Origin of the sequence: Butyricicoccus sp. OF10-2, assembly GCF_003481925.1 — a bacterium.
Lineage (GTDB): Bacteria > Bacillota > Clostridia > Oscillospirales > Butyricicoccaceae > Agathobaculum > Agathobaculum butyriciproducens.
This window is the reverse complement of the sequence record NZ_QUMC01000034.1, coordinates 14,909-30,702: the sequence shown is the minus strand read 5'-3', so window position 1 is coordinate 30,702 and position 15,794 is coordinate 14,909. Positions and strand designations below refer to the sequence as shown.

At 52.2% G+C, this 15,794-nt stretch carries 12 protein-coding genes; 6 read left to right on the top strand and 6 right to left on the bottom strand.

Annotation, left to right across the window (positions count from 1 at the left end; translation table 11 throughout):
• Positions 1-475: 475 nt before the first annotated feature.
• Positions 476-811 (top strand): hypothetical protein, encoded by a 336-nt coding sequence (locus tag DXB00_RS14360; protein WP_117752086.1) that lies wholly within the window; start codon positions 476-478, stop codon positions 809-811.
• Between the two features lie 120 nt (positions 812-931).
• Positions 932-3,748, top strand: coding sequence for a preprotein translocase subunit SecA (gene secA, locus DXB00_RS14355; RefSeq protein ID WP_119215099.1), 2,817 nt, complete (start codon positions 932-934; stop codon positions 3,746-3,748).
• A 674-nt stretch (positions 3,749-4,422) separates the two neighbouring features.
• Here the strand turns inward: secA and DXB00_RS17820 are convergent.
• The 6 genes from DXB00_RS17820 to DXB00_RS14325 all read right to left on the bottom strand — a co-directional run bounded on the left by DXB00_RS17820 (position 4,423) and on the right by DXB00_RS14325 (position 11,154).
• A complete protein-coding gene (locus DXB00_RS17820; RefSeq protein ID WP_305143108.1) occupies positions 4,423-4,557 on the bottom strand; it encodes a hypothetical protein in 135 nt (44 codons plus the stop codon).
• Between the two features lie 131 nt (positions 4,558-4,688).
• The gene (locus DXB00_RS14345) at positions 4,689-5,459 is read right to left on the bottom strand and encodes a substrate-binding domain-containing protein (RefSeq protein WP_119215098.1); all 771 of its coding nucleotides are present in this window, start codon (positions 5,457-5,459) and stop codon (positions 4,689-4,691) included.
• Between the two features lie 63 nt (positions 5,460-5,522).
• Positions 5,523-6,509, bottom strand: a complete 987-nt coding sequence (locus DXB00_RS14340) for an ABC transporter permease (RefSeq protein WP_118728726.1) — start codon at positions 6,507-6,509, stop codon at positions 5,523-5,525.
• Positions 6,506-7,981, bottom strand: coding sequence for a sugar ABC transporter ATP-binding protein (locus tag DXB00_RS14335; protein ID WP_118728725.1), 1,476 nt, complete (start codon positions 7,979-7,981; stop codon positions 6,506-6,508). Before DXB00_RS14335 ends, DXB00_RS14340 begins: the two co-directional genes overlap by 4 nt.
• Positions 7,982-8,033: 52 nt before the next feature.
• Positions 8,034-9,779, bottom strand: a complete 1,746-nt coding sequence (locus tag DXB00_RS14330; protein ID WP_158578245.1) for a PHB depolymerase family esterase — start codon at positions 9,777-9,779, stop codon at positions 8,034-8,036.
• A 217-nt stretch (positions 9,780-9,996) separates the two neighbouring features.
• Complete coding sequence (locus tag DXB00_RS14325) at positions 9,997-11,154, bottom strand: MBL fold metallo-hydrolase (RefSeq protein ID WP_118728723.1); 1,158 nt, start codon at positions 11,152-11,154, stop codon at positions 9,997-9,999.
• 223 nt (positions 11,155-11,377) lie between these two features.
• On the opposite strand from DXB00_RS14325, the gene DXB00_RS14320 reads away from it, so the two are divergent.
• From DXB00_RS14320 to DXB00_RS14305, 4 genes are all read left to right on the top strand, one after another.
• A complete protein-coding gene (locus DXB00_RS14320; RefSeq protein WP_158578244.1) occupies positions 11,378-12,991 on the top strand; it encodes a response regulator in 1,614 nt (537 codons plus the stop codon).
• A gap of 13 nt (positions 12,992-13,004) precedes the next feature.
• The gene (locus tag DXB00_RS14315; RefSeq protein WP_118728721.1) at positions 13,005-14,009 is read left to right on the top strand and encodes a sensor histidine kinase; all 1,005 of its coding nucleotides are present in this window, start codon (positions 13,005-13,007) and stop codon (positions 14,007-14,009) included.
• Between the two features lie 3 nt (positions 14,010-14,012).
• Entirely contained in the window at positions 14,013-15,422 is a 1,410-nt protein-coding gene (locus tag DXB00_RS14310; protein WP_118728720.1) for an ATP-binding cassette domain-containing protein, read from the top strand.
• A 121-nt stretch (positions 15,423-15,543) separates the two neighbouring features.
• Positions 15,544-15,780 carry an IS3 family transposase gene (locus DXB00_RS14305; protein WP_118728719.1) on the top strand — a complete coding sequence of 79 codons (237 nt, stop codon included), beginning with the start codon at positions 15,544-15,546 and terminating at the stop codon, positions 15,778-15,780.
• Positions 15,781-15,794 lie beyond the last annotated feature (14 nt).

The window sequence follows — 15,794 nt, the reverse complement described above, 5'->3', positions numbered from 1 at the left end:
AGAGGGGTGGAAACCTTGGTGTCCATCCCTCTTGTGCGCCCGCGCGGCGTCAGCGCACGTTCCCGCGCTCCGCAGAGCGCAACTCCCCCGCTTGATATAAGCAAAAAACTCCCCGCCCGTTAGGAACGAACACGCTCACGCAGTTCGTGCTCCCCGCCCAGCCGGTGCTGAAAAGGTTCCACCCGGAAAATCCCGCTTGCTGAAATTTCCATTTTGACAAATCCCGCGCCTTCCGCGTGATACAATAACACTCCGCGGCACCGGCATGGAACCATTCGATTATCCACAAGTCTGTGGATAAATCCGTGCAAAATCACGCCGCAACGGAGGAGTTTTTACGCAGACAGCAGTTTTCACCGCAGCGGCTAAAACAAACGCGCTTCCGCTGCGATTTTACCCGTTACGCAACAATATCGCGCTGTGCACGCTTGGTGCGGACGAACGGCCGCTGACCGGTCACGACGAAGTCACCTCGGTGGACCGCAGTCTGGTGCTGAGCAGCACCGCCGTCCATCTCGGTGAGCACGGCAGCATCCACGACCTCGCCGAAAGTGAAATCTACCGCTGGGCCAACGTGCGCGGCTACGTTGCACTGCACCGCACCCAGCCCATCTATCTTAGCGAAAACCGCTGCATGATGCACCTGCGGCTGACCGGCGTGCGGCTCGGCATGGAGCAGGTGGTAGTCTACACCCGGCTTTCCGGCGGCATGGCGCGTGTTGACCGCCTGTGGCATCCCCTGTCCGAACAGGAAAACGACCCGTCCGCCGCCTTGTTTGCCGCCACAGCCGCCGCTTTAACAGCTTTATAATATCAGTAATTTGCTTATTCACAAAAAATTTATTTATATCCTGTCCACTTTATGCTATAATATTATCGTATATGTAACAAATGGGGCTATTGCGCCCTTTTGAAAGGCTGAAGAAAAGTAATGGCTAATTTTTTGACCAAGATTTTCGGCACGCACTCGTCGCACGAGCTGAAAAAGATCTACCCCATTGCGGATAAAGTGGACGCACTCGAAGAGCAGTTCAAAAAGCTGACCGACGACGAGCTGCGCGCCAAGACAGACGAATTCAAGCAGCGCTACCAGAACGGCGAAACGCTCGACCAGCTTTTGCCGGAGGCATTTGCCACCTGCCGTGAAGCAGCATGGCGCGTACTCGGTATGCGTCATTACCGTGTACAGATCATCGGCGGTATCGTCCTGCATCAGGGCCGTATCGCAGAGATGAAGACCGGTGAAGGCAAGACCCTTGTGGCTACCCTTCCCGCTTATCTGAACGCACTGACCGGCAAGGGCGTACACATTGTCACCGTCAACGACTACCTCGCCAAGCGAGACAGTGAGTGGATGGGCAAGGTATACCGCTTCCTCGGTCTCAAGGTCGGTCTTGTCATTCATGAGGTTCCGCCGCAGGCCCGCAAGGCGATGTACGCCGCTGATATCACCTACGGCACGAACAACGAGTTCGGTTTCGACTACCTGCGCGACAACATGGCGATCTACAAAAATGCAATGGTTCAGCGTGACCATGCGTTCGCCATCGTCGATGAGGTTGACTCCATCCTGATTGATGAGGCGCGTACCCCGCTGATCATTTCCGGTCAGGGCGAGAAGTCCTCTCAGCTGTACGAGATTGCTGACCGCTTTGCCGCTCAGCTCTCCTGCCTGCGCGTCAAGGAAGTGGATGCCAAGGAGGAGCAGGACGACATCGATGCCGATTACATCGTCGATGAAAAGGCAAAGACCGCGACGCTGACCCCGCACGGTCAGAAGCGCGCCGAGGCTTACTTTAAGGTAGAAAACCTGTCCGACCCCGCGAATACCACGCTGCAGCACCACATTAACCAGGCCATCAAGGCACGCGGCGTTATGCAGCGCGACGTAGACTACGTTGTCCGTGACGGTCAGGTCATCATTGTTGATGAGTTTACCGGCCGTCTGATGTTCGGCCGCCGCTACAACGAGGGTCTGCATCAGGCGATCGAGGCCAAGGAAGGCGTAAAGGTCGAGCACGAGAGCAAGACGCTGGCAACCATCACCTTCCAGAACTACTTCCGTCTGTACGGCAAGCTGTCCGGCATGACCGGTACCGCACTGACCGAGGAAGAGGAGTTCCGCCACACCTATCAGCTGGACGTTATCGAAATCCCGACCAACAAGCCGATCGCCCGTAAGGACAATCCGGATGCGGTTTACAAGAACGAGCGCGGCAAGATCATGGCGACCATTGCCCGCATTGAGCAGTGCCACGCAAAGGGTCAGCCGATTCTGGTCGGCACGGTTTCCATCGAAAAGTCTGAGGAACTGAGCAAGATCCTGAAGGCCAAGGGCATCAAGCACACCGTCCTGAACGCAAAGTATCACGAGCGCGAGGCAGAGATCGTTGCACAGGCCGGCAAGCCGGGCGCAGTTACCATTGCAACCAACATGGCAGGCCGAGGTACCGATATCATGCTCGGCGGCAACGCCGAGACCATGGCGCTGGATGAAATTAAGAAGTATCTCCGTCACGAGGTCGAGGACCGTGTGCAGAAGGGCGAGATGGACGAGCGCGTTGCGCACGACTACATCGATCACATGATCTACGAGGCAAACGGCCATGCCGACACCGACGATCAGGAGGTTCTGGCTATCCGTGCCAAGTTTGAGGAACTGTACAGCAAGTTCAAGACCGAGACCGACGCGGCAGCCGAAAAGGTTCGTGCGGCAGGCGGTCTGTATATCCTCGGCACCGAGCGTCACGAGTCCCGCCGAATCGACAACCAGCTGCGCGGTCGTGCCGGTCGTCAGGGCGACCCCGGCGAATCCAGCTTCTACATTTCGCTGGAGGATGACCTCATGCGTCTGTTCGGCTCCGAGCGTATCCAGAACATGATGGACACCCTCGGCATTGCCGATGATGAGCCGATCGACCAGAAGATTCTGTCCGGCGCGATCGAAAATGCCCAGAAGAAGATCGAATCCCGCAACTTCGGCGTTCGTAAGCACGTCCTTGAGTATGACGATGTGCTGAACACCCAGCGTCAGACCATCTACGCACAGCGTCTGCAGGTGCTTGAGGGCAAGGACGTTAAGGACAACATCGTCAAGATGATCGACGAGACCATCGCCCATGCGGTTCATGCCGCCATCGGCGAGCATAACCTGATTTCGACCGAGATGGTTGAACAGGCGCGCCGTCCGTTCATCGGCGTATTCCTGCGTCCGGAGGACTGCACCTTCACGCCCGAGGAGTGCGACGATCTGACCGCTGACCAGCTGACCAACATTCTGGCAGATCAGGCGCACAAGGTTTATGACGCTAAGGAGCAGGCCCTTGGCTCGCCCATCATGCGTGAGCTGGAGCGCGTTGTACTGCTCAAGAACGTAGACAGCAAGTGGATGGACCACATCGACGCTATGACCGAGCTGCGCAACGGCATCGGCCTGCGTGCATACGGTCAGTACGATCCGGTGGTCGAGTATAAGCGCGAGGGCTTTGATATGTTCGACGCGATGATCGATTCCATCCGTGAGGATACCGTCCGCATGATTTTCCTTGCACAGGTTCGCACCCGTGAGGAACCCAAGCGTGAGCAGGTAGCCAAGGAGACCGGCGCAGCAGGCGCAACCGACGGCTCCGTCAAGGCAGAGCCCAAGCGTGCCGGCAAGAAGCCGGGCCCGAATGATCCGTGCCCGTGCGGCAGCGGCAAGAAGTATAAGAAATGCTGCTACCTCAAGCCGGACGACCCGTATAAATAAAACAAAAAGGACGCAATTTTGAACAGCACCCCATTTGTTAGACAGTGTGATATACTATCTAACAGATGGGGTGATTTTAATGTCAAAAGGAGTACCGAACAAACGATACACACCAGAATTCAAGAAACTGGTGGTCGAAACGATGCTCAATGAGAAATTGAGCTACAGTAATCTGGTCAGCTATACGATTTCGGATCGACCTGTACTAAGCATGGTGACCACGATGCTGGACAAGGCGCTTGCCAAAATCCCGGACAACACAAATCTAATCCTGCACTCAGATCAATGCTGGCAGTACCAACATAGCAGTATCAACGGATGCTCTGAGAGAAAGGCATCCGGCAGAGCATGAGCCGGAAGGGCAACTGTTTAGACAACGCTGTGATTGAGAATTTTTTCGGACTGCTCAAAAAGGCAAAATCGAAGGGCTTGCCGCCTGCGGTTCACAGACAACAAGCCCTTTCGGCAGCTTGAATAATTTTTACTTTGAAAGATTGTCTAACTTTTTGGGTGGAGTTCATTTTCGTCTCTTGCTTTTTCATTTTTCTATTCTGAATACGTTAGAAACCCGGTTGCAGCTTAATGTGCAACCGGGTTTCTCGACAAACTGAGACGCGGCGCATATTGCGCCGCGTCTTTAGTAGGGGGTCGTTTTTTAATAAGAAGAAGAAAGGTTATTTTGCTGCCAGTGCGGACGAGGTGTATTCATCCATATTATCAGCGTTCAGAGTGGTCATAGAAACGTTTACAAAATTCTTGGTCGGTGCATTATCCATGAATTCCAGCTCATCGGTGGTACCATCTACCATATGACGCATCATATCAAGTGCAGTGGTTGCCTCCAGATCCGGGTCCTGATACAGATCGCAGTATTCGGTGCCTTCCTTGATCCAGTCGCTGCTGGAGGCAGAGATACCGCCAAGGATAAAGTTGGTGTTGTTCAGGCCAAGAGCTTCATGCTCTCTACGATGCCCTGCGTCTGCATGGAGCTCTGAGTTGCTACGCCGTCAAAGCCGCCGACACCATACTTCTGGATCCAATCCTCGAAAATACTCTGTGCGAGAGTAGCCTCGTTGCGCTCTACATAGTTGACCTCGAGAATTTCAATGTCCGGGCGGTTTGCTGCGAACCAGTCCTGCAGGCCCTTCAGGCGGCCTGCGGCGTTGTCCTGACCATATGGCAGACAGATAACACAGATTTTCGCGCCATCCTTCAAGCCGGAAGACATGGATTCCGCCAGCTGAGCACCGATTGCTTCCTCAGAGCTGCCTGCGTAGCAGAAATCAAGATCCTTACTGGAATCCGAAATCTGCGGTACGATGTTGACAAAGCCAACCTTAACATCCTTCTGCTGGAACTGCATCAGCATATCCGGCACGGAGAACAGCGGCTGACAGAGAATAGCGTCAATGTTCTTCTGGGCCAGTGCTTCAGTGGCTTCAATATAGCCGGTAACGTCCGCCATACCGTTCGGGCTGGCGTTCAGTGCCTCAACCTCAAAGCCATATTCCGGACCGTGCTCAACGATTGCGTCATTCAAGCGTTTGCAGTAATCGTCACTCCATGCAGCGGAGATATAACCCAGCTTGTTGAGCTTCTCGCCGCCGTCCGCGCTGTCACCGCCGCCGGAGGAGGAGCCGCCTCGCCCGCATGCTGCCATGGCCACTGCTACACTTGCTGCCAGTAAAGTCGCCAGTAATCTCTTTTTCATTCGTTTTTCCTCCAGTCTCTTTCTCCTTTGTTCTTTTCCTATCACAAAATCCAGCGTTGCGGCTTAGCGCTTCTTCGTGGATTTCATAATCGCATTGCGGGTAAATACGTCAAGCAGTACCGCAACCAGAATAACAATACCCTTTACAACCTGCTGCCAGAATGCGTTAACGCTGCACAGGTTCATTACATTGTTGATGATACCTACAACATAGATACCAACGATGGACATGGCCACGTTGCCGATGCCGCCTGCCATGCTAGTGCCGCCGAGTACGCTGCCGATGATCGCCTCAAACTCGAAGTTTACACCGCCTGCCGGAAGACCGCTGTTGGTACGGCCTGCATACAGAATACCGGCGAAGGAGCACATCAGACCCATAATGATGTAGTTGACAAATACCTGACGCTTAACATTGATACCGGATGCGCTTGCAGCCTCCGGGTTGCCGCCGATGGCATACAGATAGCGACCGTGCGAGGTACGGGTCATGACGAACAGCATGATCGCGGTTGCGACCAGTACAACGATCAGCAGCATGGGGAAGCCGCCGACATTGCCCTGACCGAGAAATACGACCGAATCGCTGACACCGTAGACCGGTGCGCCGCCTGCCACCAGATAAGCCAGACCGCGGACGGTCATCTGCGTCGCGAGCGTTACGATGAAGGGCATAAGACCGATGTAGCTTGCGAAGTAGCCATTGATTGCGCCGATGATCATGCCGGCGGCAAAGGTAACGACCACTGCCAGCAGCGTGCTGCCGGTCTGTGCGTAGATAACAGCGAGGATAACGCTGCAGAATGCTACGTTGGAGCCTGCGGAAAGGTCAACGCCGCCGCCGATCAGCAGACGGGTCATGCCCAGTGCGATGATCGCGTATACGCCGACATTTCGCGCCACACTCATCAGGTTGGAGCCGGTGAGGAACTCCGGCGAAAGAATGGTGCCTACGATCAAGCTGAGGATCAGAATCAGCACAACGCCGAATTTACTGTACAATTCCGCAATAGACGCGCCTTTGAAGATACTCTCTTTTCCTTTTTTCATTTTTGAACCTCCGATGCCAGAGCCATGATCTTTTCCTGCGTGATACCGTCCTCTTTACTCAAACAGCCGTTGATCTGTCCTTCGCACATGACCATTACGCGGTCAGACAGGTTGATGACTTCCTCCATTTCGGACGAAACAAGAATCACGCCTACTCCTTGCTTTGCCAGATCGATAATGATGTTGTAAATCTCCCATTTTGCACCGATATCGATGCCTCGGGTCGGCTCATCGAGGATGAGCACCTTGGGATCCATCAGCAGCCATTTGCACAGGATCAGCTTCTGCTGATTGCCGCCGGACAGGAAGTTTGCCATAGTGGACAGCGAACTGGTCTTAACCGATAGACGCTTGGAAGCAGAATCTGCGATTTCGTGCTCTTTCTTTACGTCCAGGATGCCGCCCTTGGAGCGGCGGTACAGCGATGGCAGCATGATGTTCTCCTCTACCGAGCGGCAGAGCACCAGACCATCATCCTTGCGGCTTTCGGTCGCCATTACGATATCGTGCTTGATGGCATCGCGTACACAGCGGATTTTGATTTGCTGACCTTCTAAGTATATCTCGCCGGACTCATATGGATCAAGTCCGAAAATCGAACGCATGGTCTCGGTACGGCCGGCGCCAACAATACCGGCGAAGCCGAGGATTTCGCCCTTGTGCAGCTGGAAGGAGATGTCCTTTACCTTGGAACCGTTATTGAGGTTTTTGACCTCCAGCAGAACATCGCCGTAGCCGGTGTCCTTGGACGGGAACAGGTTTGTCATTTCGCGACCTACCATCATCTTGATCAGCTCAGGACGGCTGAGTTCACCGATTGGCTTAGCGCCGATGTACTGGCCGTCACGGAGAACAGTAACTTCATCTGCGATGGTGTATACCTCATCCAGTTTGTGTGTAATGATGATAATAGTGATATTTTCACGCTTGAGAGCACGGATAAAATCGTACAGCATCTCGATTTCGTTCTGAGAGATGGAGGAGGTCGGTTCGTCCATGATAACAAGCTGTGCGTTAAACGAGATCGCCTTGATGATTTCGATCATCTGAATATCTGCAGTTTTGAGCATCTTGATCTTGGTGCGGGGATTATAATTGAGTCCCCAGCGGTCAAAGATCTTCTGACAGGAATCGTACATGGTTTTCCAGTCAATCGCACCCGCTCTGGTTTTCGGATAGCGGCCGACGAATACGTTTTCCGCAATGGAAAGTTCCTTGATTGGGCTGAGTTCCTGATAGATCATCGAGATGCCCGCGTTTACCGCTTCCTTTACTGATTTGAAGTGGACTTCCTGTCCGTTAAACAGGATCGTGCCGCTGTCGGGCGGCTGCTGTCCGAACAGGATTTTCATCAATGTAGATTTGCCTGCGCCGTTTTCTCCCATTAGTGCGTGGACAGTACCCTTTTCCACTTTCAGGTTCACGCCGTCGAGGGCTTTCACACCCGGGAATGATTTCGTGATGTCCCGCATTTCCAGTATCGTGCTAATAGGAATCCCTCCAATCTTTTTTCTCTAAAAGCGCTTAGTCTGTATAAATGATCGTTCCGTCGGATTTTCGGCGGAAGTGGCAGAAAAACGTATCCCAATAAAGCTGGGCAAATTCCGGAGTATAGGTATGCGGCGTGTCTGTGATGCCGGTGAACTTTACCAGCGGAACACGTTCTGCGTTCACAAAGGTGCGGGTATGATACTTGCCGTTTTCACGGTCAATGCCACCTGTGCGATCGAGATCGTTCAGTTCACACATCATATCGAGAAAACGGTCGTTGATCGAGCCGCAGTCCAACTTGTCCTGATCGCCGATATCCTCGGCACCCATCATCAGCCATACCGGACGGATGATGCCATCCTTGCGGATAGTACGATCAGCAGCAGTACCGTCCAATCCCATATGATAAGGTGCGCCCTGTGGTCCGAAGGCTGCAAATGCAAGCGGTCGTTCCTCCATCAGTCGCTGCGTCAGCAGAGAGCCATTGGAGTGACCGGAAACGTAAACACGTTCAGAGTCAACCGGATAGGAGTTTTTAACACTGCTCAATACATAGTCAATGTATTTCACATCATCGGTTTGCGCATGGATATTCAGCGCATTCCACGAAGGAAGAGGCACGGTGTGTCCGCCGCTGATGCCGTTATCGGGAAAAGCGGAAACATAAACCAGAAGAAAACCACGCCGTTCGGCTAACTCGTGCCAACTGCTGTTTTCTGCAAACAATTCGCCGGTGCAGCTGTATCCATGAATGGCCAGTACCAACGGCAGCAGCTTTCCGGTACGGAGTGCCGTAGGTTCGTATACGAACCATTCGCGCTGTCTGTTGTCTATCTCGGCGGTGAAGCGGTGAAGTCTCATGTCCTGCCATGTTCGAGCGGGTCGGAAATCGCCGTTGCCGATGCTCAACCACCGTTTGAAGCGAAGCACAAATTCTGCCATGCGGCGGTATTTTTCATCTGCTTCGGGATTCCATCGACCGGGTTCGGTGTGCCAGATTTCCACCATCGGCAGACCGTTCGGCTGGTCAAAATACTGCTTGAGATTTTGACGATAGATATATGCCGCATCGTTGTAAAGCTGTTCGTCGCTGGCATCGGCTGCACGTTTCAGGCTGTCCAACAGAGGAGTAGCTTTGCCAATCAGCCAGGCCGGCATCGCCACATCCAGTTTGGACTTGTTTGCTTCTCGGTCAGAGCGGATGCTGCGGAGCTGTGCCATTAAATCCGGATGCAGGTCGTAGTCTCCATCCAGAGCGACAGCTGCAATCAATGCCGAGTTGAGCATGGCGTATGCTGCTGCAACGTAAGCGCCGTTTCCGAAACCCATGCAGTAGTAGGTGGCTTCGTTCATGCTGAAATACACGCGGGCAATGGATTTTTTGAAAACCGCTTCGCTATAACTGATTTCGCTTTGAACATCTTTTTTATCCCAGCCACCGGAACGGGATTCAAGTACGATCAATGCGGCATTGGTCTGCTCGGCAACCGGCTTCCAGCCGCTGTTTTCCAGATAGTCTTCGGCAGATACGTTGTCATCCGGATACAGGAAGATGCCTGCGCCCGAAATTGGATAATGCTGAGGAATATACAGAAGGAATGAACGTGCTATGCCATCTATCTCGACTTCTTGCCGGATGCTTCCGGTAAAGAAGGGCTTAGTCGGATTCTGTGAGTCAACTGCCGGATAGGAAATTGGCTCCTTATTGTCAAGAAACATATTCAGATCACCAAGGGTATATACGTTGCTGTCGATATCCAGACAATATTCACGTTTCATCGTCTTCCCTCCCGTATTTCTTTTTGATGATATAAGCATACCGGTTTCTTACCAATTTTCCAATGCGGGTATTTTTTGATTTATGGGGGTGTTTTTTCGGAGTTGGCGGAGAGACGTAAAAATCACCCCATATTTGTTCGCACAAAGAAGAACCGCCGACCGGAGGACCGATCGGCGGCAGAGAAGAGAGATGAGTCGAAAGATGCGGAGAATGATTTCAAAGTATGGTTTTGATCTTTGGATCAAAACCGGGTGCATAACGCGGCGGATCCTGTTGTGTGTCGACATCGTACAGGAATTGCAGATTAGCTGCGGCCCAAATCGGGTCATGCCGCCAGTCACCCTCTACGGCAATAGAGCCGGAGCCGAATGACTCGGCTGCGCTGCGCAGAGAGGGAGAAAGACAGGCTGCACCGTTATCCACAGCGTTGTGCATAGCTTTGCGCAAGGTGGACAAATATTGTTGGGCGTCCATCATTTCTGCGTTGTGGCCAGTGAAAATGCGTTTGCATTTATTGCCTGCGGCATCAAGAAAAGTCTCCAGAGAGCGCAGACAGCTTTCCAGTGAGTATCCGCTCAGTTGGAGCCATGCACTGTCCGGAATTTCACGGCGGTTGCTGCCAAACGAATCGGATGCAAACAGATCACCTGTGTTTTCATCTAAAACAACAACGCTGCCAGGGGTATGTCCGGGCGTAGCATAGATTTGCAGTACGGTGCCGCCGAGATCAAAGCGCATGCCGCCTTTCAAATCCTCAATATGGGTAAAGTCCAATCCGCAGTCCAGTTGCTTCATAGATTTGTCAGCATAGGGAGCATAGACCTTACATCCGTATTCAATAAATTTTTCAGCTTGTGCAATATGGTCGGGATGACCATGTGCGATGAGCAGATCGACAGGAAGACCGCCGGTAAGTGCGTGACATAGCGCCGGAAGATCACCGTCATAGTCCCAGCCGGCGTCAATCAGTGCAGCGCGTTTTTGACCTATGATGAGATACATGCGGTCGAGATCGAAATCCTCAATACGGATGAGACCGGCAACCGTATCCGACGATTCGCGCAGCAGAGAATGGCGGAATACGCCTTTGGGGCGGCAGGCAAAACGGTAGGTAAACGCAACAGTATCGCTCGGCTGCAGACCATCTGCCTGCGCAAAAGCGCGGATGGTGACGGATTCCACTCCGTCGGTATGTTTGACCGGAATCAGACCTGCTTCTCGGTGATAGACCGGACTGTTCGATGTCGGCTCGGTGCCGTCTGTTGTGTAGCGAATCACGGCATGCGGTGCCGCGCAGGAAAGATTAACATGAAGTGTGGACAGTTCGTAAGTACCTTCCGCCGGAAAAACGGACGGGATAGCGGTTTTTCCCATAACGCAAAACTCCTTTGCCGTGTTGTAGGAGAGAAAATATCGGTGCCGGTTCTCTCACTGTAACCAGTATAGCAGACTGGCAGGCAGACAGAACAGGTCGTTTTTTAGATTCACAGGGGGTATCTTTTGAACCTGCCGTAAAAATTTGAATCATGAGAAGTTTTATGGTACTTTATTATTAGAAGAAGAGAACACCCGAGCAAAGAGAGGATGGGGAATAGCCGTGTTGAGAATTATCATTGCGGATGATGAATTTGATATTGTTGAGTTATGCCGTGCGCTGATCACCTATCCCGGCGCAAAGATAGTCGGTGAAGCGTGCAATGGCATAGACCTGTTGAAAAAGATAAGAGAACTCAATCCGGATGTTGTCATTACGGATATTTGTATGCCGGGCATGACCGGACTGGAACTGATCGAACGCGCCAAACAGGAATTTCCGGCCGTAAACTTTATTGTGATGAGCGGCTACACCGAGTTCCAGTACGCGCAGACAGCACTGCGTTTCGGCGTATGGGATTACCTGCTCAAGCCGCTCAAAAAAGCCGAACTGAACCGAGCGCTCGAAAAGCTGGATCATGAACTGGGCGATCGGGCCGAGCAGCGGCAGGAGGCAGCCCGTGTACAGAATGAACTGCAGGAGAGTATGGACATCCTGCGGGAGCAATACGTGCGTACTGTATGGGAGACCGGACATACGCCGACACGTTCCCAACGGCATGGCGGTGAGTTGTTTGTGCTGGATAACGCAAAACTGCAGTGTGTGACCTTCTGCATTGACAGCAATTTTACTGCATCGTCCGATGAGGCCGGTTCACTGGTCAATCAGGTGAGCGATACGCTCGAGCACATTCGGGCGCTTGCACAGGAGCACAGCACTCTGCTATCGGCGTTTTCTGATCATCTTGATGCCGTATGCCTGCTGTCCTATTCCGCAGAGCAGGCTGAATCCGAAAGCGAGACGCTGCTCCGTGCTATTAGACAGGAGATTCGCAGCCTGAACAGCGTCAATCATCTGATCCATTTGACCGGTGCAGCAAGTAAGCTGTTGGACGGCGATACTGAAAATATTCCGACTGCGGTAGAGCAATCGAAAACAGCGCTCAAGTGGCGTCTAGAAAAGCGGCAAAGCTCGGTACTGGTGTTCAATGAACAGACCGATGCTGCATTGCGGGAAATCGTCATGTTTTATACCGGCGAGTGGGAAAACTTGCTGAGTGATGCGGTGGAGCACATGAATACGGACAGCGCCGCTGCCCTCATTCGTCGGGTATGGAGCAAGTGGGAAAGCGAGAATATCGTACCAGGCAGCCGCTATTTTCTGCTGGAGCAGATGCTGTCCTGCCTCAATAATGCGGCAGAACAGCTGCCTCGTGATGAGCAGGCCCGGGCACCTCGGCTGCTGGAGCCGTTTGACGTACTGTGCAGCGGTTATTCCTGCGAAGAACTTGCAACACGTTTTGTGGAGCTGACAGCGCAGATGCTTGAGAACTGCCGTCAGTTTGTGCAAAATCGGGAGAATAATGTGATTCGACAGGCAAAAAACTTTGTGACACAGCATTATGCAGAGAGCATCTCTCTGGCGCAGGTAGCAAAGCATGTGTGCCTGAGCACATCGTATTTCAGCACGCTGTTCAAGACCGAGACCGGTGTTGGATTTGTCGAGTATTTGCAGCATATCCGCATTGAACAGGCGAAGAAGCTACTGAAGACCTCAAAAATGCGCATTGCAGATATTGCTGAGAAAGTAGGCTACCGCGATATCAAGTTTTTTAACAAGATTTTTGTAAAGGAAACTACGGTTACTCCGTCTGAGTACCGTAAATTCTATTCGTGAGGCTGGAAGCACCATGAAGTATTGGAAAGAGATTCGCAATCAACGAAGTGTATGGCTATTTGCGGGCGGCTTTGTGCTGTTGCTGGGTGTCATGACAGGAATGCTGTGCACGCTCGGCAGACGTGGCATTATACCAATATGCGGTATCACGACAGCTCTGCTGGCGATGACCATCAGCTATACAGCGGAACTGCGGTGTAATATTGGCAGACGACGTGCGTTGGAAAATATGCTGACAGACGGCGATCCGGATTATTTTGAACCGGAGGAAAAAGACCGTCTGCTACACATGGATGATCAGGAAATGCTTGAGCAGGTGTTTGACAAGCTGCATGAGGTATCTATTTCACGAGCGCTGAAGACCGAAGCTGAGTTGCACGCGCTGCAAAACCAAATCAATCCGCATTTCCTGTATAACACACTGGAAATCATCCGCAGCCGCGCTATGCGGCGAGGCAGCGAGGATGTAGCGGAGATGGCCGAAGCACTTGGCATGCTGTTCCGCTACTGCATTAACAGCCCGGGCGAACTGGCTACGCTGGCACAGGAATTGGACAATGTACATCACTATTTGCTCATTCAGCGGTATCGCTATGGCGATCGCTTCACCTATGAGGAGCATATCGAGAATGAAGACGTAATGGACAGCAGTCTGCCCGTTATGACACTGCAGCCGTTGGTGGAAAATGCGCTGTCACATGGTATTAACCGCCGGGTAGATGGCGGTAAGATCACCATGCGTGTGGAAAGTGTAGGAAGTCGTCTGCAAATTTCAGTAGAGGATAACGGTGTCGGTATTGCGGAAGATGAGCTACGTCGTGTGCGCAAAAGTTTGCGGGAACGCAGCGGCCCGATTGAACGCAGAGCAGACAGTTCTCGGTCAACAGGTATTGCGCTGCGCAATGTCAATCGCCGTATCCAGTTTTATTTTGGGATGCAGTACGGTGTGGATGTGGCCAGCACGCAGGATATCGGTACAACAGTTATCGTAACACTGCCGCAGATGAGGGGAAATTAAACCATGAAACAGGAGATTCTTTATCTGGAGCAGATTGTTACTGCACAGACATCCGGACAGAATCTGGAGTATGTTTCCCTGTCCCTTCGAGTGGGTGAAATACTGGGTGTTACGGGTATCAGCGAAAGCGGCGCCTCTGTGCTGGCGGATGTACTGTGCGGCAAGTTATGCCCGGCTTCGGGCACAATCTATCTGGATGGCGTTCCGGTCAGCTACCGTTCGGAGAACGAAGCCCGCAAGCTGGGAATTTACGAGATTACCCATCAAGCTTCCGTAGTGAATGGTATGACAGCGGCGGAAAATCTGGTAGTATTGCGCGGATTTTCGTGGAAAAATCTATTTTTGCACCGAAAGAATATAGATGAACTGTCCAAACAAGTGTTTGAACACTATGGCATCGGCTGTGAGCCGCACGCCCGCGGCAGCAGTATAACAAACGAGCAGCGGCTGGAAATCTCGATCTGCCGTGCACTGTTGTGCGGCGCAAAGGTGTTGATCTGCCGAGAGGCCGGTGAGGGTCTTGACAGGGACGAACTGATACGTTTTGCCGCCTTCCTACATCAACTGAGGGATGAAGGCGTATCGGTCATTGTATTTAATTCCAGTGTATCTAAGGTGCTGCAATATGCGGATCGTATCGCGGTGATGCGCGGCGGCATGATATGTTGGGAACGTCTGCGGAAGGATATGACGGCTTATGGTATTCATCAGCGCCTGCGTATTTCATCAACGGGGGTGTCTCCGAAGGAAAGGACCGTGCCGCGGCTGTATCTCTCGCTGCAGGAAATCTGTCTGATAGATAATGATATAGCGCCGTTTTCTGTGGATTTATACACCGGACGAGCCGCAGGAGTGCTGTGTGGCGGTTTAACTGGCAGGGGTATCATATACCGTATGTTTTCCGGGCAGGGGCAGACGGAAGGTATTGCAATGCAGGACGGCCGGATGTACCATTTAGCTGATTGGCGGCAGCGGCATGCAGATGAAATTTGCTGTATGGGACCGCGCTTTTGGGAGAAGGGCGTGTTTGAGAATCTGACAGCGGCAGAGAATATCGTATTCCGGTCGATGAATCGTTTTCGTGAACGCGGTGATGTGATCAATCGTCGAATGCTGCGGTTGGCGCTGCGTGATTTTGCAGCGGAGATGGGCTTTGATCCGGAAGGGTTGGACGTATATCCGCGTCACCTGTCCAGTCGTATGCGGGATCAGCTTGTGCTGCTGCGTGTCATGTTTGCACCGGTTGGTCTGCTGGTATTGGACTATCCCTTTTATACCATTGATGAGCAGATTAAAGCGGAATTGCTGCACTGTATTGCGGTACTTCGCGCACGAGGAACCGCCGTGCTGTGGAGCTCCAATGACCGCTCAGTGCTGCAGGATAACTGTGAAAGTGTTACGGTTTGTGAATAACGCATGCTTTATAAAAAACTGACCGTTTTTCAGCAATGTAACTAAGTTAATGTGAAAATGCCAGCACATTGAAAGAATTCAGTGTGCTGGCATCTTTGGTGTAAATATTTGAAGAAAATGCTTGACAAATAAGCTCGGGGCAGCTCTCCGGAACCAGGAGAAGAAAAATAAATATTCGCTGCCGGAACTTCTATCCGCATTAAACTGCCCGCGCAGTAGCTATTATTACCAGCAAACGCGAGTAAAGAAGCAGGATAACTACTTCCATGTCAAAGAGAAAATCAAGGATATTTTTGAAGCAAATCATTGCTGTTATGGATACCGGCGCATTCATGCTGCGCTGAAAAAAGAGGACTGACGGCTATCCGAAAA